Source organism: Colwellia sp. MEBiC06753, assembly GCF_053470325.1.
In genome coordinates, this window is record NZ_JBQMTM010000002.1 from 53277 (window position 1) to 72422 (window position 19146).

Below are 19146 nucleotides of genomic sequence, written 5' to 3' on the forward strand. Positions count from 1 at the left end.
TGATAGTTGATGCTAATTTCGCTAGGCCATTAGCCCAGTTAGGATTAACGCAATGGCAATGCTTATCGCCATTTCGATACTAGCCACACCCACGTTGTGTTGTTGATCAACTTCTTCCACCAAATTAATGCCCCACAAAATAATACGTTTTGCTATGGTCGTTAGCAGCGATACTAACAAGGTCATGATTACGGCAAATGTTAACCAGCCTAATAAATTGGCTACTAACGTATCTGGGTTGTAAGCGAAGAAATAGCTAGCCGCGGTTACTGCCAACGAGGTGCTGATCAGTTGACCCGCATAGCGAATAGCTAGCGCGACTTGGCCTTGCTCAAAGGCTTCTTGTAAGGAGTCACCTTGATTGTTCTTAGCGTATTGTCGCTCTTTAATACGGGTAACAATAACCAGAATGGCTTGCGAGGTAATAAAGCCTGAGATGATTGCAATAAAAGTATTTAAATCTATGCCATAAACCCAAACGAGAACAGCTTTAACGACAATCGCCGTGGCAATTGCGCCAGCGGCATCAACAATACCAATAGTAATATTGCCCGATTTAATTTGCGCGGTTTTATCCAATTGATTTAACGCTAATTTATCGTGAGCAATACGGCCAACTTTTATTAAAATTAGGCCTAAGACCCCATAGCTGGTCATGCCGATAATTTCCATTAATAAACTTGGTGCAGCTTCACCGGTTATTGCACCGGTCAAGACAATGCCCAGTGCGGCAATAGAGCCTGCGACACTAATACCAAAGGCAAAGTTATCCTGTTTTGACAGCTCATCTGTGGTGTTTACTTGTGCTGAAATGCCAGAAATAAAGCGCATAGCACTCAGCAATATAATGGCGATAATAATATCGACTGCTAAAAACATCAGTAAATTAGTATTTAACGCAGTAATTTCAAATAAGGTATCTAACATATTAACTCTCCTAGTTTATTTACCGCGACGAAATCCGCGTGAGGTACTACTGCTGCTGTTTCTAAAGCTGGCATTTTTACCATATGACGATGAAGTTTTACTGGCATAACTGCTCTTATTTGTTGAATTTGTTCTAAAGCGATTGGCGCTCGCCTGAGCGGTTTTACTTTGGCTTGATACCCCAGAAGCACCGCTTCGGTTTTTACTGTATGCACTATTAAATTTTTGGCCGCGACTTTCAAAGGATTTTCGCGTGCGGGTTTCAAGCTGCGTTTGTTTATTCAGCTGGGTGGGCGAGCTGTAGCGAGAGCGGCCATAGTCGTGATAATAGCTGTAATTGCGATAACGTCCCCAATCACTGTAATACAAGCGACCGCGTCGGCCAAAACCGAGATCCATAACATCGCCTAACATTCGGTACATGCCATACCAAGCCCAAAACGACATGCCATTACTGTCAGTTTGCCATTGGCCATAGGCAGGGTTGCCAATAAGTTGTTCGCCTAAACCAAAGTCTTGGGCATTGTTAGCGGCGATACTTTGTGCCCGTGACATGGCATTAATACGTGGCAGTGTTCCGCCAGACATGTCGGCTAACACATTAAGTGGGTCACTTAGGGCATCGGAAAATAAAACCGGATCGGCGGCTTGATAAATATTGACTAGTTCTTCGAATCTCGCTTGTGAGCTGCCAAACATTTGCGGTTGATTTTTAACGGTATCAACGCGTTCTACAAGCGCCCGATACATCGGCCCTTGTGAGGTCGCATCTTTTTTAAACTCATTCGCTAATTCGGTTAATTCAGGTTTTAGCTGAATAATTTTGTCGGCATATTGGCCAATGAATTTAGCGTTGCGAACTTCGCCATTATCCAGCATATTGCCTAACTGTTGAACTCGTTGTTCGGTTAATGGAATTTGAGCGGTTATTTGCTCTTTGACCGGATCGCCACAACCAACAAGTAAAATAGCTAGGGTGAAAATTGCAATTCGAAATATCTGCATTTGTGCCATCTCATCCTTTAAAATGCTATGGTAATCATTCATTAATAACACTGCTGACATAATATGTCCATTCTGAGCGTAATGACAGAGTCTTTTGTTTATTCTACTCAGTTTAACTGTCAGTGTCGGGAAAACTTGACGATTAAAGCATTCCTTTAACCATTATTGAAGGGAAAAATAATGACAAATTGTGAATATCGCCCATTACCGGCCGAACTAAGTACATTGGCCGAAGGACGACTCAAGCAATTACAAGCAAATTATCCTCAGCAACTAGCACGGTTAAGTGATGCTCAGTTAACCACTTTAAGTCAGGCTTTAGCGTTAAGTGATTTTGTGTTTCGTGCTATCGAACTATCTCCTGAACCTGTATTAGCTATGTTTGCGGAAATCGATTTCAGCAACACTGATGTCATTGATTATCAAAAACGGATTAAACAGGCGTTAGCAAGTTGTACTACCGAAGAGCAACTTCACCAGCAACTTCGGGTATGTCGCAATTGCTTTATGGTGGATATTGCCGTGAGTGACTTAGTCGCGAATGTGCCGTTAACTCTTTCACTGCAACGATTGTCGGGCGTGGCTGATGCGTTAATTTTATCGGCCTTGGAATGGCTATCGAACTTTTGTCAAGAACGCTGGGGAATGCCAGTTAATGCCAAAGGAAAAGAGCAACCCTTGCTGGTTTATGGCATGGGTAAACTGGGGGGGAAAGAGCTTAATTTTTCTTCCGATATCGATTTAATTTTTGTTTACCCTGAAAGCGGCGAAACGGTAGGCCAACGTAAGTCGTTAGACAACCATGCCTATTTTACTCGACTAGGGCAAAAGCTCATTGCAGCACTGAATCAGCAAACCGCTGATGGCTTTGTTTATCGAGTTGATATGCGTTTACGGCCTTTTGGTGAAAGTGGGCCTTTAGTGCTGAGCTTTTCAGCGATGGAAGATTATTACCAAGAGCAGGGCCGTGATTGGGAACGTTATGCCATGTTAAAAGCGCGGCTAATTGGTGAAGGACACTATCATGAAAAACTGACCAAGATGTTACGACCGTTTGTTTATCGCAGATACATTGACTTTAGTGTGATTGAAAGTTTGCGAAAAATGAAAATGATGATTTCGCAAGAAGTGCGTCGCAAACAACTCGTGAACAATATCAAGTTAGGCGCTGGTGGTATTCGCGAAGTTGAGTTTATCGTACAAGTCTTTCAATTAATTCGAGGCGGCAGGGTAGCGCAATTACAACAACGTTCATTATTAACGGTTTTACCTTTGTTAGTTGAACATGAGGTGATTCCACAAACCGCGGCAACAACATTAACCAATGCTTATTTATTTTTACGACGAGTGGAAAATATTATTCAGGCACTGGATGATAAACAAACGCAAACGCTGCCGGATTGCGCTATCGATCAAACACGCATAATCCATGTTTTAGGATTCGAAAATTGGTCGTTATTTTTAACTGAATTAAACCAGCATTTAGCTAATGTTCATCGAGAATTTAACTTATTAATTGGTGAGGAAGCTCCGAATCATCAAGATATATCGCTAAGCTGGGAAAACCTTTGGTTTGACTTACAAGATATTAGTGACGGGCTTGACTGGCAAAAACAAGTGGCGAGCAATTGGCAGGAAGATCAAGCGTGGCATGATTTAATCGCGTTTAAAGACGATTGCGATAATCGTCCTATTGGCCAGCGTGGCAGGCAGGTACTAGATAAATTGATGCCAAGAATTTTATGGCGAATTCATCAAGTCGAGCAGGGCCAGTTGGTGCTGCCTCGCGTGCTCAAAGTTATTGCCAAAATTGTTAGTCGCACCGCTTATTTAGAGCTTTTATTTGAGAACGAAGGGGCGTTGATCCAGTTAATTCGCCTATGCGAGCAAAGTGCTTGGATATGTGACTATATTGCTAAGTTCCCAATTTTGTTGGATGAACTTATTGATCCTAAGCTATTGAATAATCCGCCAGAGCTTGGGCAATATGCCAAAGACTTACAGGTGGCGATGTTACGTATTCCTGAAGACGACGTAGAAAGTCAAATGGATGCGCTTAGACAATTTAAACAAGCGCAACAATTGCGTATCGCTGCTGCCGATGTTTGTGGTGTCTTACCTATTATGAAAGTGAGTGATCACTTAACTGCATTGGCAGAAGCTATCATTGCCGAGGTGGTGCAACAAGCATGGCAACAATTGACTAAGCGTTTTGGTCAGCCAAAATCTACGCTTGGTCAACACCATAAAGGGTTTGCTGTGATTGGTTATGGCAAGATGGGCGGTATTGAGTTGGGATATGGCTCAGATTTAGATTTAGTGTTTCTACATGAAAGTGACGCTAATGATATAACTAATGGTGAAAAGGAAATTTCAGCCATGCAGTTTTATGCCAAGCTAGCGCAAAAAATTATGCATATATTTAATACGCGAATGAGTAGCGGTATTTTGTATGAGCTGGATATGCGATTACGCCCTTCTGGTAATTCAGGCGTCTTGGTTATTCATGTTGATTCATTTAAAGACTATCAGCAACAGGAGGCTTGGACATGGGAGCATCAAGCATTAGTGCGTTCGCGTTTTGTTTATGGCCATCAAGCAATCAAACAACGTTTTGATGATATTCGTCAGCAAATTTTGTCGATGGAACGAAACCCACAACAATTAAAAAGTGACGTTATTGAAATGCGTAATAAAATGCGCAGTCATTTGGATAAATCAACCGATGAATTTTCTGATATTAAACATGCACAGGGGGGCTTGGTTGATATTGAATTTTTGGCACAATTTTTAGTGTTAGCCAATAGCGCTAAGCAGCCAACATTGACTGAATATTCTGATAATGTCCGCATCTTTGAGCAATTAACACAAGTGCAGTTATTAACGCCTGAGCAATCAAGCGCACTAATCAACTGCTATTGTGCGTTACGTAATATGGGGCATAGAGCCGTGTTAAATAATAGTGATGCCAAGCTGAGCGCGGTAGAGTTTAAGTCGTTGGCATCACCTGTCTGGGGTATTTGGCAACAGTTTATGGGAAATTAAGTAATCAGATATTAAGTTATTGGATACTAGGTTATTGGATATTAAACGCTAGTATTTTTGCCCGCGCCTAGTAACTTCGGGTATTGGCAGGTGCAGCCTTTGAGGTAAGCAAACGACACTCAGTATCTAAGTATTCGTTCGGCCCCGTATTAAAGACTATTGCTCGTTGTTGATAACAAAAATACACGGAAACGCCTTCGGGGAAATGTCCAGAAATGCCAGCACCAATTTGGTAAGCCGTTTGCAGTATGTCTTTGTCGATTCTAAACGGATCTTTAATGATTAGATCACGATTAAGGCGCCAAATAACCTCTAAGCCTTCGTCTTCGGCATACTCCATTAGCTTCTGTAACAAGGTAAAACCTTGGCGAAATGGTCTATTTACTTTATCACTTTGCCAGTTAGGTTTAAGCGGTCGGGTAACCATGGCTTTGGCTTGCAGTAGTGTTTCTAAATCGCCTTTAGGTTCGTCTAAAAATACCACGTTGTTGCGAATTTTCGGGCCTTCCTCATCTTCGTCTTCACCTTGTAAATTGGCGTAAAAACGCGATAAACCTTCTGCGGCCTTATTCTTTTGGACAATTTTTTCTGGTTCATTGTAGCTTTGAACTGGTTTAGTCGGGACATCATCGATGACCGGAGGCGCCTCTTTTTTGGCGTCACTGCTACTTTCACCGCCCAATGATAAGATCAACTCATGATTGGTCAGTAAAATATAGGCTAATGTCGACAATATTAAGGCAAAAATGCCGTTTCTAATCCAAAAGCTCATGCACTTACGTTTTTACTTAATAGGTGATAAACAAGCCTACCATACTGAATTTACGCTATTTATACAATGATGGGTCGGTTTTATTTGGTCTTGTTTTAAAGCGTCGATGTAACCACATATACTGCTCCGGTTTACGTAAAATTGCTTGCTCAAGTGCTTGGTTGATACGTATAACATCTGCTTCATCATCGTCTTCAGTAAATGGTGCCATGGCTGGCAGTATTTCGATGGTATAGCCTGTGCCATCGTCATTTCTTAATGGGATAACCATGTGGGTATTAACGTTTGGCTGACGGGCAAATATTAATGTGCCGGTGGTGGTGGCAGCATCCGGTACATTAAAAAATGGCACAAATAAGCTGCGACTGCGGCCGTAATCTTGATCCGGTAAATAAACACAAGTTTCGCCATCGTGCAGGGCGCTGATTAACCCACGAACATCGCGCTTACCTAGCATGTATTTATTAGAGCGGCCTCGACCTCTAAATTGAAAATATTCCATCAGCTCATTGTTGTGTGGGCGATAAAATACCACCATAGGGTTGGAATAACCGATACCACGACAACAAAACTCTACGGTTAAATAGTGCATGGCTAGCAGTAAAATGCCTTTACCGTCGGCTTGTGATTGTTCTAAGTGCTCAAGGCCAATGACTTTAACTTTGCGCTTAGCTCGCCAGTCTGGCCACCACCAGCCCATCCCCGTTTCTAATAGGGCAATACCGGTGTTTTCAAAATTTTTCTTAAGTAGCTTTTCGCGCTCCTCGGCTGACATATCAGGGAAGCAAAGTTTTAAATTGGTGTCGGCTACTTTTTTGCGAGTACCGCCTATGCGATACATCAGCTGTCCAATTTTTCGGCCAAGCGCTAATTGCCACTTAAATGGTAACCAAGAAATGCTGTATAAAACAAAGACGCCAAGCCAAGTGAGCCAATATTTAGGTAACAGAAATGATAATTTGAAGTTAGGTTGTAAAACTTTATTTTTGCTCACGCGATCTTTTTCTACTCATGGTAAACTATTGACATTATATTCTTTTTGGAAGTTAGGATGAAAGTAGATATTCCCGCTTTTAAACAAGCGCGCGTTTTGGTAGCTGGCGATATTATGTTAGATCGCTATTGGCAGGGGCCGACACAGCGCATCTCTCCTGAAGCTCCTGTACCTGTAGTTAAAATAAATCATAATGAAGACCGCCCAGGCGGCGCAGCCAACGTGGCGCTAAATATTGCCTCACTAGGCGGCCAAGTAACGTTAGCGGGAATTACTGGTGAAGATGAAGCGGCAAACATTCTTAATACTCATCTGCAGGCATTGAATATTGCCTGTGCTTTTAGCCACCAACCTGAAGTACCCACTATTACTAAACTGCGAGTGATGAGCCGAAATCAGCAGCTCATTCGCTTAGATTTTGAAGAATCTTTAGCAAGCTTAAATAAACAATGCTTTAACCAAGATGTTGCTGCACAGCTTGCTAACCATGATGTGCTGCTGTTGTCGGACTATGACAAGGGCACGTTATCTGATGTTCAAACCTTAATCCAAGCAGCAAAAGCGGCTAATGTCCCAGTGCTCGTTGATCCTAAAGGTAGTGCCTTTGATAAATATAAAGGTGCAACATTATTAACCCCGAATATGTCAGAGTTTGAAGCTGTGGTTGGCGCTTGTGCTAATGAGCGGGAAATTGTTGATAAAGGCCAGCAAATGCTGGTTGAGCTTGAGCTTGAAGCGTTATTAATTACTCGCAGTGAACAAGGCATGACCTTACTGAGAAAAGATCAAGAAGAGCTGCATTTACCGACTCAAGCCAGAGAAGTCTATGACGTTACTGGTGCTGGCGATACGGTCATTGCAACCTTAGCATTAGCCGTAGCTGCACAGGCGTCATATACCCAAGCATCAGCACTAGCAAATATTGCTGCTGGTATTGTTGTTGGTAAACTTGGTACATCAACGGTGAGTGAAGCTGAACTATTCGCGACTGTTCAAAGCGGACAAGAAAGCGGCTTTGGTGTGATGACTGAAGATCAGTTAAAAATTGCCGTTGATGCAGCGAAGGCTCGCGGTGAAACCATTATTATGACTAATGGCTGTTTTGATATTTTACATGCCGGTCATGTGTCGTATTTAACAAACGCAAAAGAGTTAGGGGCGCGATTAATTGTTGCGGTGAATAGCGATGCATCAGTTAAACGGTTAAAAGGTGAAGGTCGTCCGGTTAATCGCTGCGATCGTCGCATGGCAGTTTTAGCTGGCTTAGGCGCTGTTGATTGGGTAGTAGAATTTACCGAAGACACGCCACAGCGCATTATTGCAAACATTCTGCCTGATATTTTAGTGAAAGGCGGTGACTATAAAGTCGAAGAAATTGCAGGAGGGCAGGAAGTGATTGCCGCTGGTGGTGAAGTTAAAGTGTTAAACTTTGAACAAGGAATTTCAACCACAGAAATTATTAATACCATACGTTTAGAAGATTAACTTCCGATCTTAATGTGAGTGAATGGTGTAAAAACACAGAGATATAAAAAAGGCGCAGTTTGCGCCTTTTTTATATGTTCAGTAGTGCTGCCTATCTTAGTTAGGTAAATCAGCGTTGTGATAAACGTTTTGCACGTCATCACAATCTTCTAACATTGCCATAAATTTCTCGAAATTAGCAATATCATCTTCATTGGTAATTTCAGTATAAGTTTGTGGAACCCAAGTAATTTCTTCCACTTCTAAGTCATACTCTGGCATGCTGTTAGCAAATTCAGTTTTAATTTTATAAAACTCAGTATGCGGTGCATAAACAGTAATAATGCCATCTTCAAGCTCAACATCAGTTACATCGATATCTGCCATCATCAAATTTTCTAATACCGCTTCATCATCTTCGCCTTTAAAAGCAAATACTGCTTGATGATCAAACATGTGCGATACCGTGCCAGTAGAGCCAATTTTTGCATTAGTTTTAGTAAAACATTGACGCACATCTTTAATGGTACGATTGCCGTTATCCGTTAAACAGTCAATGATAACCATACAGTTACCTGGGCCAAAGCCTTCGTAACGTGCTTCAGCATAATCTTCGCCGCCAACACCAGATGCTTTTTTAATAGCATTTTCAATAACGTGAGTAGGTACTTGATCTTTCTTCGCTTTTTCGATTAAGCGACGAAGTGATAAGTTAGTATCAGGATCGGTACCGCCATTTTTGGCAACAACGTAAATTTCTTTACCGTATTTTGAATAAACTTTGGTTTTTTGGCCGGCCGTTTTGGCCATGGATTCTTTTCGGTTTTGGTAAGCTCTACCCATGTTAAACGCTACTATCTAATAATTTAATCAATCGCTAGATTTTAACAGTGAGTGGTAGGGAAATTCTAGTGTCGAGGTCAAAACAGATTTAATTTTTATCGTTTTTTGATTAAAAATTAGGTCGGAAAGTAAAGAGTTTGGCTAAATCAAAAATATGATTGCCGACTTATCGGCAATCATACCGTTAGTTAACTGCTGCATTTTTTCACCTTTTTATTAGTATTGTTGTCGCTGGTGTTGAGGTTGTTCAACTTCCCATTGGCTAATATCAATATCTTTTAAATGCCATAAAAATGAAATTGAATAACGAATTTTGTTCATTGAATTGTGTAACATGACTTGCTCCTTTGGTCGTTAATGTTATTCGGTATAAATTGTAGCGCTATATAAACTATCTGAAGTTTTAGCATTAATATGTTTAAACGCCATGATATTGCTTTTGACTATTTCATTATCGTCAACGAGCAGCGCGCTAGTTAAGTCGTCTAATGCGCCAATATTATCTTGGGCAAGATAACGGACAATCGCACGATTGCTATAAGCCATTGACTTTAGAAATTCTTTTTGGCGACTGCGACCGCTTACTTCGTCTATAGCATTAATGGCTTGGCTACAGTCGCTATTGGCTTGCGCTAGTTTTTTGAGTTTAATATTGGCAACACAAGCGCCCATTGCTTGATCGTAAGGCGAGGCTACTCTAGCAGTTGTTGAGGCAATTTTGTTTAAGCCTGAGCGATAGTCCCCAGAAACAATGTCTTGTGTACCAATAGCGTCTTTGACAATGGCAACTTTTAAACCTCGTAAACTGGTTGAGCTATCCATAGTATTTGCCACAACCGTATTTGCACTAATACCAACAAATGTGGCAACAGCAACTAACAGTGTGGCTTTTACGATATACTTGTTCATAACATTTTCTCCTAAAGTAAATGAACGACCACCAAAGTGGTGACACGTTAACTTTAGGAAAAGCGCCGATAACTGACAAACGATAAAAAAACACGTAATACGTGAATTAATTTCGCGTATTTAAAAGGTATGAATTTTAGAATCTTACAATCAATACCTGTGTTAAAACTAATGAGTGAAATTCTCTATTACCCAGTTAGCAAAAGTGGTTAGCTCAGGCGCTGACTCAATTGGCTCATGTTGCAATAGGAAGTATTTGTCGTTTGTCACTAGCTCTTGTTCAAATAACTTCACAAGCAATTGCTCACTAAACCAGGCCTTACTGATTGGCATTGGCACTAGTGCAATGCCCATTCCTTGTTGTGCGGCACGAGCTACACCAAACATACTGTCAAATTGAATAATTTGTTTAGGATCAAAATTGACTACATCATTGCGATCTGCCCATTGATGCCATGACCAAGGACGCGCCTGATGCAATATTAGTGGCACTGAACTGAGTGCTTCCAATCCATGCGACGCCCACTTCTTATAAAGCTTTTTATTACAAGCAGGTACATAGCGTACTGGAAATAACTCATGAACAACGCTGCCATTAGGTTTGCCATTGGCCAAGACAATAGATAGGTCTGCTTTTGCTGGTGCTTGGCTGGCTGATTTTACGGTTTCCAATTGTAAATTAATGTCTGGGTTGAGCTCTGCCCACTCACTTAATTTAGGGACAAATAATTCGCTAGCAAAAAACTCGGGTAAGCTGATCGTGATCGTTTTATTTTGTTGACTGTTAGTAAAGTCGGCAATGGTCTGCTCTAAGCTGGTAATGATAGGGTAAACCGAATTATAAAATTGCTTACCGGCACTCGTTAATTCTATGGCGCGGGTTTGGCGTTTAAAAAGAGGTGTGCCTAATTGGTCTTCTAATTGTTTTATTTGATGGCTTACCGCTGAGGGAGTCAGAAATAGCTGTGAAGCTGCGTGTTTAAAACTTAAACATTTAGCTGCAATACAAAATGAGCGTAAGCCACGAATTGGCGTTTGAATAGTCATGAAAATAAATAACGTTGCATTTGAAAAATTCAGTCCTAATTATTGCAAATGATAGACCAACTCAAATAATTTAATAGTTTCAATAGGTTATGTCTTTATTGTTATTTGCTGAACTAAAGAGGGTGCTCTGCCAATTGGCATGCGCACCTTGTTGGTGCATGAAGGCAAAAAAAAGGGCACTCTAATGAGTGCCCTGACAAATAAAAAAGTAAGTGTCTAATAGTTTAGAAATCGGGGGAGATTTCGAAAACAAATTTAGTGTAGTTGCACTACAAAATGATGACAAACGAGAAGAAATCACCTGACGAATTAATTTAATTCATTTATCTAAGCGCTGAATTGTCATAGTGATGTCATAAAAATATGCCGACGCTTAAGGCTAGCTCAAGGTCGACATATTAGAATAACTAAGTTGCAGATTAACTCTTAAGTGCGAATAATAATACTTGGGTCGGTATTAATATCGCCTTGGTCGTCTACAGTGGCAATATTGTTATCACACATCAAAATAGCAAGAGATCCTTGATCGGTATTTCGAGTAAAAGCAATCTGATAGCCATAACGAGTAAGACTATTTACTGCAAATTTTTGTGACGTAGATAAACGTGACATTAAGGCTAATTTACTAGGGGTAAACTGTCTGCGTTCTGTCGTCATAATATTTTCCTGAACTGATTCCATTCAATTCCTCCTTAACTGCTAGGATACTGTCCTTTAGTTTAGCGCTAATCAGCCTAATAAGCTATTTTTCTTCCATCATCTTTGGCTAATTATCATAAGTGATTGTTAAAGCTGCTAACCTTGCTGACATCAATGTTTGGGTGACAATGTTATTTACAAAAGGTTAACATATGACCGAATTAGGTAAAATTAGAATTTTAGAATGCAACATTTTATTGCGGAATTTAAGCAGGCATTTAGTGCATCATTTTGTGAAAAACTCATAGAAAATTTTGAGCAAGATAAAAATACTGTGCCCGGGCGAGTCGGATCTGGCGTAGATCTTTCAAAGAAAAATAGCATTGATTTACATATTTCTGAATTGGCGCATTGGCAAGCGGAAAATCAGGTTATTGTTTCTACTTTATATACTGCACTAGCTCAATATATCCGAGCGTTTCCACATATATTAATTGGTGCTGTGACACCAAGTATACTAGATGCTAAAACAGGGCAAGCGCGTGAACTTAAAGTTGAAGATATAGCCGCAATGCCAGATGCCATGTTGTCAGAAGTGATAAAAGGTGTGTTTTGTTTTGACAAAATCAATTTACAAAAATATAGCAAAAACACAGGTAATTTTAGTCATTGGCATTCTGAGCATTTTCCACACCCTAAAGATCCTCAACAAAAAAGTTTACATCGAACTTTACTGTGGTTGGTGTATTTAAATGATGTTGATGAAGGTGGCGAAACTGAATTCTTGTATCAACAAGCGCGAATTAAACCAAGCCAGGGATCATTGGTATTATCGCCATGTTGTTTTACACATACTCACAGGGGATTGACGCCTACTTCCGATGATAAGTATGTGTTGGCATCTTGGGTGATGTATTTGCCTGCTCAACAACTTTATCGATAGTTAAAATTATATAAAACAAAAAGCCGAAGCAAATGCTTCGGCTTTTTACTATAAGCATATTAATAATATGCTTAGCTTCAAGGTTAGAACGTTACATTAACTGTGGTTGTACAAGTAGCTGTACTTGCTTCACACACTTGATAGTTATAAGACCCACCGCCTTTAACATTTAAGTTGTCGGTGTAACTACCGCTGTTTGATACCGTATCAATCAGCGCGTTGTTACGGTAAATATCAACATTAGTTGCTGAACTGCCTGACCAATTTAGATCAACAACTTGTGCGCCACGAGACTTATAACCTGAAGCGGTTAATGTGAAATCGCCACCAGGTTCGCCACTATTATCACCAGCACAGCCGTTAGCTGATAGATAATCTGCTGCCGCTTTCGCTTTTACAATACCATAACCGAAGTTAACGTCATGACCTGAAGCACCTGCATCTTCTGCAGATTGTTTCAATGCATTACGAATTTCTTCGCCTGTACATGAAGGGAAATTAGACCATACTAATGCTGCAACGCCTGATACGGCAGGTGTTGCCATAGACGTACCGCTCATAAAGCCATAATCAGAGGTTGAAATATCTACAATAATATTTGTTGCACTAATCAAAGCTGCACGGTCTTCAAATGCTGCGCCAACAGCAGGAATAGAGGTAAGGTTAGTATCACCTAAAGTGCCGTATAGCATACCTGCTTCGTTATTAATGATGACGGCGCCGATACCATTTGAATCTTCACAATTTTTCACTTTATCGTGGAATGAAATATTACCGCGGTCAATCACACAGATTTTACCTGCTGCATTACCGTCAATAGCTTCGGCAGTACCCATAAAATAAGTATCAGCTTGCGCGCTTCCTGAGTTTTCCATTGCGGCAGAGGCAAAAAATTGGCCGTCTGCGGTTAATGAAGATGCTGTTGCTAAATCAGCAGGGTATGTTGATAGCGTATCAACACCACCAGCAGTAACCTCTACACAGATCGTTTCATCGGTTTTAGCTTTTTTACCACGGCCACTTAGACAGCTAGGGTATTGAGAAAAGTCAGCAATTGCATTGTTGTTGTCATTTGCACCAACCATCACCACAGACGAATAGCCAGCAGGATATGAGCGCACATCGTTACCGTCATTACCAGCAGCAGCCACTACTAAACCGCCGTTTGCTACGAAGTTTTTAAAGGCGTTTTCTTCAGTAGCGTTAGCGCCGCCACCACCTAAACTCATGCTGATAATGTTAGCGCCAGCATCAGCACATAAGTTAGCCGCTTGAGCTAAATCAGAAGAATAGCCCCAGCCTTCGGCGTTAAATACTTTGATAATATGCATATCAACGCCCGGTGCCATACCAACTACACCAACGTTGTTGTCTGCAGCGCCAATGGTACCTGCAACATGAGTTCCGTGTGGGCCACCATGCTGATCCCAGTTACCTGTGCCACTGTCATTATCGCCAGTGATTTTATTCCATTCAAAGTCAACATTTGAACGATCTAAACCGGAATCAATCACACAGACTTTCATGCCTGCACTTGCATCAAACGTTACTTGATCAGCTTGAGATTGGTAAACGGCATAAGGCGTGATTTGGCCTAATTCTGGATTACCGCTATCGTCGTTATATAACCCGAGTAATTTACGTTTGTGATCTTGCTCAACGAGTTTAACGTGCGGATTGTTTAGTAGGCCTTTAATTGAGCTTAAGTCTTTACCGTCAAATGAAGCAGCTACAAAGCCATTAGCATCGACATTTACTTCGCCACCAGCTTTTTTGACTAAGGCTTTTACTAAACCTTTATGGTCGTTATCTACTTGGAGAATAACTCGTTCGGCAAGGGCTTGGGTGGATAGTGCGCTTAGTACTGAAAACGCGACAATAGATAATTTTTTCATGTTACTACTCTCTGCTGTTGTGCTCTTTACTAAAACAAAAACTGCTTTGTTTTAGAGCATCGTATTTATAAGTTTAGTCAACAATCTGATGTTGTTGTAACACTCAGCATAGTGCAAGTATTGTTCAAAAGTCCAAAGGTTTGTTAATAAAATGTTACTTATTTTTTGTGTAGGAATTATTTTAGAGCACTAAAATTTAGAAATGTTATTACTTATCAATGCAGTAGATTAAAAATGGATATTTTAAAGCTGATATATGCATTCGATGAGGAATGATATAGGCGTTAGGGAAGGCGAAGTTGGTTTACTTTCAGCGGTGAAAAAAGTAGCAAGTGGCTATAATAAACAGCCACTTTCATATGGTGAGTTGTATTTATAGCAATGGCTTAATTGATCATAATAGTTTTATAAAGCAATAAAGAGCCTTCCTCGTTTTGCTTAACATCCATAATAAATTCATCACTTTCACCGCGAAACACGGTGTCGTTTGCGATAGGCGTATCTTGTATTCCACGATCAGCGTATTCAGGGTGTAAAGTGCAGATGTCTGTGGTCAATGACTCAGTAAAGGCAAACTGGGAAATGACTTGATCATTATTATTATTTTTTACTCTAAAGTGAATGTGAATGGTGCGTGAAGAGTACCAACCCGGGAAACAGGTTTTAAAGTTTACTCGGCCATCACTGTCTGTTACCGCTGTTCCTCTAAACCATGTGGACTTTAATGAGGCAGTATCATTGGCGGTACAAAAACTTCCCGCAAAACGATCAGCATCGGCGCTACTGCTGGTATCGCCTGAATAAATACCGCGGACATCGCAATGCCATACTTCCACTTCTAAACCACTTTGCGGTACGCAATTTTGATCGACAACTTGCAAGCAAAGTTGGCAAGGCAAACCTACTTGTTCGGCAGAAATATCATCAATAACATCGACGGCAAAATAGCAAGGTCCTTCGGTGAAGTTTGGTGTTAAGGCTATGGCACAAGTACTGGCTGTATCGAATAAGCTAGTATCTGGAAAGTTTTGGTACATGCCTTGAGTACCGCCTGATAGCCAGTTTTCAGGTGTAATTCCTTCTGTTCCGCCAGTGTTGTTACCACTGTCGCCTGAATTGTTATTGCCATTATCAACTTGGTTATCTTCTTCATTTGACGAATTTGACGAATTTGTCGAGCTGTCGCCGCAACCTATTAAGCCAAGCACTGGCATAGTTAAGGCTAAGGCGGTGGTTTGCTGAATAAATTTTCTGCGGTTTACTTTCATTTGCGTATTTACCTATGTGATGAACTTTTAAATCGAGGAGACGGTTTACTGTCGACATAAGCTAGCAAAAGATTGTGTGTAAATTATGGAGTAAGTTTGCGTTTTTACTATTTTATAAGGTTAGATTGATTGGCATAAGGTTCCTCACAATTTCTTCACATTTAGCGTGAAAACAACATATTTTCTCCACTGCTTATGGAATTTGGCTTGCTTGAAATAGGGGGCCAATAATGGTTTTACATATAGGAGAAAAATAATGGAAATATCACAAGGCTATTCAAATGTGCAATTTTCACAGGTAAATAATGTTGGTGCTCGTCCGCCTATGCCACAAGGTGAGCCGCCTATGTTGCCTGAGGATGATGCACTATCGGGCTTTTTAAATACTGCTCAAGATGACGAAGAAGTCAGGGAATTTATGCGCAGTGCGATGGAAATGGAAATGTCCGGCAATTTTGATGCGGCAACTCTTGCCGCTAATGCGCCAGAGTCGCTGCAAGCTTACGCAGAGCAAGAGGGTATTGATTTAGAATCTTATTTCAATGAAAAGCACTAACACTTTTCAGAGATGAAAGATAAAATGGAAAGACCTGCTGGTGGTCCACCGCCACAGGAAGAAAATGCACAAAGTCAGTTATATAGCCAAATAGCGCAACTAACTGATGAACAGCAAAGTTTAATGAGTTCGTTACTGAGCTCATTATCGATTGATGTTAGCGCTTAACGAGTTGGTAGTCGTGCTGGTGCAGTATATTCACCAGCATAAAATAAGCGGCTAATTCGTTGGCCATTAAACATTGGCCATTAAATATTGATCATTATTTAAAGCTAAGCGCTAACCAAGCTTAGCTTTTTTATTACCACTAATTAACCTGAACTTTATTAGGTGTGCAAAAAAGAGCTGTTATTGTGCGACGGCTTTTAATGTGTAGCCGACACCATAAATCGCATTGATATAGCCATTGCCGCTGATAGAGGAGAGTTTTTTTCTTAGGTTTTTAATATGCGAGTCTATGGTTCGTTCATAAATTTCTATGTCGCGCTGCTTAGCTGCTAACAGTAATTCTTTGCGACTAAACACTTTTTCAGGATGTTCAAGTAAGCGTTGTAGAATATTAAATTCGTTAACCGTAAGCTTTATTGGTTGTTGCTCTACTGTGACTTGGAAAAGCTCAATATCCAAGACTAAGCCATTGAAAGTTAATTGCTTGTTGTGTTTAGCGGCAACTTGTTTGCGGTTTAACCAAACGCCAATACGCGCCATAAGTTCTTTCGGGCTAAAAGGTTTGCAAACATAATCATCGGCACCAGCATCAAAACCTATTAACCGATCAATTTCTTCTACTTTTGCGGTTAAAAAGATAATCGGAATATTGCTAAAAGATCTTATTTCTTTACATAAACTGATACCATCTTTTTCGGGTAACATAATGTCGAGAATACAAATATCAATTTGTTGATTACGCACAGTATCAATGACATTTTCACCAGAAGATAACACCGTATACTGGTATGACTCTAACGCTAAATATTTAGCCAGTGTTGAAGCTATGCGCGGTTCATCTTCAACTAAAAGCACATGAAATTTTTTCAAAAGAACGCCTGCTTATATTACTTTGGGCAGTCTGATTGTTATGGTCAAGCCACCGTGTTGGTTGTTGGTTGCATTAATGTCGCCGCCGTGAGCGTTAACTATATTTTTGCAAATAGCCAACCCTAACCCTGATCCGCCTGTTTGACTGTTGCGAGAGCTATCTTCTCGATATAAACGCTCAAACAGCTTATCTAAGGCAGTTACATTAACGCCAGGGCCAGAGTCTTCAATACTAATGTAACCATAATTATCTAATGGATAGCAGGACAGCCAAATAGTTCCATCTGCCTCGGTATATCTTAAACAATTTTCCAGTAAATTAGTGATCACTTGCGCGAGTCGATTGATATCACCCCTATCGATAATGCTTGAAAATCCCCCATTAATTGTTTGTTTTGCTGATTAAAAGCTGGTTGGAACCTCTTAACTTGTTGTTCGAGCAGTTCAGCGATATTGATCGTTTCGGTTTGGTTATTCAGTTGCAGTTGATCGGTAACAGAGAGCTCATGTAAATCATTAATTAAACGATTTAACCTTAAAATATCTGACTTGAGTAACGCCAGATTTTCTTCATTTGCCGGCATAACGCCATCAACCATAGCTTCAACATCACTGCGCATTATGGTGAGTGGGGTGCGTAATTCATGGGCAATATCTTGTAGCCACTGCTTTTGTTGTTGCTCATAGTTAGCCAGTTGTTTGCCAATATTATTAAACTGCTGTGCAAGCTCAGCTAATTCATCATTCGAGTTGATTAATATTTTCTGGCGAAACTGTCGCTGTGCTAGTGCCACACTTCCTGCCATTAGTTGATTAATTGGTGCCGCCAAATGCTTAGTCACAAAAAAACTCACCATAGCAGCCAATAAAATGCCGCATAGCGTTAGCCAAAATATGTTGTGAAACTGAGAGCTAGGTAATATTTGGTCGATCGCTAACGATGAGTTATCTGCTTTAACTAAGTTGAGTTGGCCGATAACCTGATTATTTTGTGTGATTGGAACGCTAAATTGCATTGGCTGCGCAAGCGTTGTTTGAGACTTGATTAACGGTTGATTATCAACCGACAATAAGGAGATTCGACTAGCGATATTCGCCGCTTTTATCTCAACAGGTAACCTAAATTTATGGTCACTAACGGGTGGCTGCTCGAAATTTTGCGGGGGTAATTGATCTGGCTGAAAAACAGGTTGAGCATTTTCAGGCGGCTTTTTATCGTCAAAAAACTTATCGAAGTGGGGAGGCGGTAAATGATCTGGCATAGCGGGTTTTGGCGGTGCCATTGCTAGTAATTCATCGGTAATAATGCCTTCAATATATTGCTGCCAAAACTGCTTATCATTAACTAGCATTTGCCAACTATGGCTTCGATCATAATATTGCGCCAAATGGTGCGACAGGCTAATAACTACCGCCTGTTCTTCTTTTTGTGTTGCTTGATTTATGTACTCTGAAACGGCGCTATGATTGATGTAATTCATCGTCATTAGCGCAATAAATAGCAATATGAGTACAGAGAGGTTAGCTAAGAACAGTTTATGGAAAAGGCGCAGTTTTATGGTCATTCGGTTAGGTCACAACTTTTGTCTAGGTCATCTTGATAGTATCGTCTTGTAAGTATTACCTTCTAGGCAATTACAAGGAATTGAACAATCAAAGATGGGTAAACGCAGTTGTTAAAATAACGCGGGCAGTATATTGAAACAATGCAGCGCAGGGGATTTTGTTTAAAAAACATAAATAATCCATATTTTCAAAATTACTTAGCCAAACAAAATTACTTAGCCAAAAAAATTACTTA

General features: G+C 40.5%; 18 protein-coding genes. 5 read left to right on the forward strand and 13 right to left on the reverse strand.

Annotated features, from left to right (window positions below):
• Positions 1–21: 21 nt before the first annotated feature.
• Both ACOB82_RS02110 and ACOB82_RS02115 read right to left on the reverse strand, forming a co-directional pair.
• A complete protein-coding gene (locus ACOB82_RS02110; RefSeq protein WP_448211289.1) occupies positions 22–927 on the reverse strand; it encodes a DUF350 domain-containing protein in 906 nt (301 codons plus the stop codon).
• A gap of 15 nt (positions 928–942) precedes the next feature.
• Positions 943–1941: a hypothetical protein gene (locus ACOB82_RS02115; RefSeq protein WP_448211483.1), complete on the reverse strand. Its 999-nt coding sequence runs from the start codon at positions 1939–1941 to the stop codon at positions 943–945.
• Positions 1942–2112: 171 nt separating this feature from the next.
• Here ACOB82_RS02115 and glnE point away from each other — a divergent pair, with 171 nt between their 5' ends.
• Positions 2113–4977 carry a bifunctional [glutamate--ammonia ligase]-adenylyl-L-tyrosine phosphorylase/[glutamate--ammonia-ligase] adenylyltransferase gene (gene glnE / locus ACOB82_RS02120; RefSeq protein ID WP_448211290.1) on the forward strand — a complete coding sequence of 955 codons (2865 nt, stop codon included), beginning with the start codon at positions 2113–2115 and terminating at the stop codon, positions 4975–4977.
• Between the two features lie 67 nt (positions 4978–5044).
• On the opposite strand, the gene ACOB82_RS02125 is transcribed toward glnE, so the two are convergent.
• Positions 5045–5749 carry a TcpQ domain-containing protein gene (locus tag ACOB82_RS02125; RefSeq protein ID WP_448211291.1) on the reverse strand — a complete coding sequence of 235 codons (705 nt, stop codon included), beginning with the start codon at positions 5747–5749 and terminating at the stop codon, positions 5045–5047.
• Positions 5750–5804: 55 nt separating this feature from the next.
• Positions 5805–6743: an LpxL/LpxP family Kdo(2)-lipid IV(A) lauroyl/palmitoleoyl acyltransferase gene (gene lpxL / locus ACOB82_RS02130; protein ID WP_448211292.1), complete on the reverse strand. Its 939-nt coding sequence runs from the start codon at positions 6741–6743 to the stop codon at positions 5805–5807.
• A gap of 57 nt (positions 6744–6800) precedes the next feature.
• On the opposite strand from lpxL, the gene hldE reads away from it, so the two are divergent.
• Positions 6801–8228: a bifunctional D-glycero-beta-D-manno-heptose-7-phosphate kinase/D-glycero-beta-D-manno-heptose 1-phosphate adenylyltransferase HldE gene (gene hldE, locus ACOB82_RS02135; RefSeq protein WP_448211293.1), complete on the forward strand. Its 1428-nt coding sequence runs from the start codon at positions 6801–6803 to the stop codon at positions 8226–8228.
• A gap of 96 nt (positions 8229–8324) precedes the next feature.
• On the opposite strand, the gene ACOB82_RS02140 is transcribed toward hldE, so the two are convergent.
• From ACOB82_RS02140 to ACOB82_RS02155, 4 genes are all read right to left on the reverse strand, one after another.
• The gene (locus ACOB82_RS02140) at positions 8325–9050 is read right to left on the reverse strand and encodes a YebC/PmpR family DNA-binding transcriptional regulator (protein ID WP_448211294.1); all 726 of its coding nucleotides are present in this window, start codon (positions 9048–9050) and stop codon (positions 8325–8327) included.
• 360 nt (positions 9051–9410) lie between these two features.
• Positions 9411–9959: a hypothetical protein gene (locus ACOB82_RS02145; RefSeq protein ID WP_448211295.1), complete on the reverse strand. Its 549-nt coding sequence runs from the start codon at positions 9957–9959 to the stop codon at positions 9411–9413.
• A 168-nt stretch (positions 9960–10127) separates the two neighbouring features.
• Positions 10128–11000 carry a LysR family transcriptional regulator gene (locus ACOB82_RS02150; RefSeq protein ID WP_448211484.1) on the reverse strand — a complete coding sequence of 291 codons (873 nt, stop codon included), beginning with the start codon at positions 10998–11000 and terminating at the stop codon, positions 10128–10130.
• 432 nt (positions 11001–11432) lie between these two features.
• On the reverse strand, positions 11433–11687 hold the full coding sequence (locus ACOB82_RS02155) for a hypothetical protein (protein WP_448211296.1): 255 nt from the start codon (positions 11685–11687) through the stop codon (positions 11433–11435).
• A gap of 202 nt (positions 11688–11889) precedes the next feature.
• On the opposite strand from ACOB82_RS02155, the gene ACOB82_RS02160 reads away from it, so the two are divergent.
• Positions 11890–12588: a 2OG-Fe(II) oxygenase family protein gene (locus ACOB82_RS02160; protein ID WP_448211297.1), complete on the forward strand. Its 699-nt coding sequence runs from the start codon at positions 11890–11892 to the stop codon at positions 12586–12588.
• 83 nt (positions 12589–12671) lie between these two features.
• Here ACOB82_RS02160 and ACOB82_RS02165 read toward each other — a convergent pair whose 3' ends face one another.
• The gene (locus ACOB82_RS02165) at positions 12672–14483 is read right to left on the reverse strand and encodes a S8 family serine peptidase (RefSeq protein WP_448211298.1); all 1812 of its coding nucleotides are present in this window, start codon (positions 14481–14483) and stop codon (positions 12672–12674) included.
• Between the two features lie 386 nt (positions 14484–14869).
• Positions 14870–15751: a dioxygenase family protein gene (locus ACOB82_RS02170; RefSeq protein WP_448211299.1), complete on the reverse strand. Its 882-nt coding sequence runs from the start codon at positions 15749–15751 to the stop codon at positions 14870–14872.
• Positions 15752–16007: 256 nt separating this feature from the next.
• Between ACOB82_RS02170 and ACOB82_RS02175 the strand changes: the two genes are divergently transcribed.
• Positions 16008–16307 (forward strand): hypothetical protein, encoded by a 300-nt coding sequence (locus ACOB82_RS02175; RefSeq protein WP_448211300.1) that lies wholly within the window; start codon positions 16008–16010, stop codon positions 16305–16307.
• A gap of 24 nt (positions 16308–16331) precedes the next feature.
• Positions 16332–16475 carry a hypothetical protein gene (locus ACOB82_RS02180; RefSeq protein ID WP_448211301.1) on the forward strand — a complete coding sequence of 48 codons (144 nt, stop codon included), beginning with the start codon at positions 16332–16334 and terminating at the stop codon, positions 16473–16475.
• 180 nt (positions 16476–16655) lie between these two features.
• Here the strand turns inward: ACOB82_RS02180 and ACOB82_RS02185 are convergent, their stop codons facing one another.
• From ACOB82_RS02185 to ACOB82_RS02195, 3 genes are read right to left on the reverse strand one after another with little or no spacing between them, the layout of a single operon-like run.
• Positions 16656–17345 carry a response regulator gene (locus ACOB82_RS02185; RefSeq protein ID WP_448211302.1) on the reverse strand — a complete coding sequence of 230 codons (690 nt, stop codon included), beginning with the start codon at positions 17343–17345 and terminating at the stop codon, positions 16656–16658.
• 12 nt (positions 17346–17357) lie between these two features.
• Positions 17358–17675: a sensor histidine kinase gene (locus ACOB82_RS02190; protein WP_448211303.1), complete on the reverse strand. Its 318-nt coding sequence runs from the start codon at positions 17673–17675 to the stop codon at positions 17358–17360.
• The gene (locus ACOB82_RS02195; RefSeq protein ID WP_448211304.1) at positions 17672–18910 is read right to left on the reverse strand and encodes a histidine kinase dimerization/phospho-acceptor domain-containing protein; all 1239 of its coding nucleotides are present in this window, start codon (positions 18908–18910) and stop codon (positions 17672–17674) included. The genes ACOB82_RS02190 and ACOB82_RS02195 overlap by 4 nt, the downstream gene beginning before the upstream one ends.
• Positions 18911–19146 lie beyond the last annotated feature (236 nt).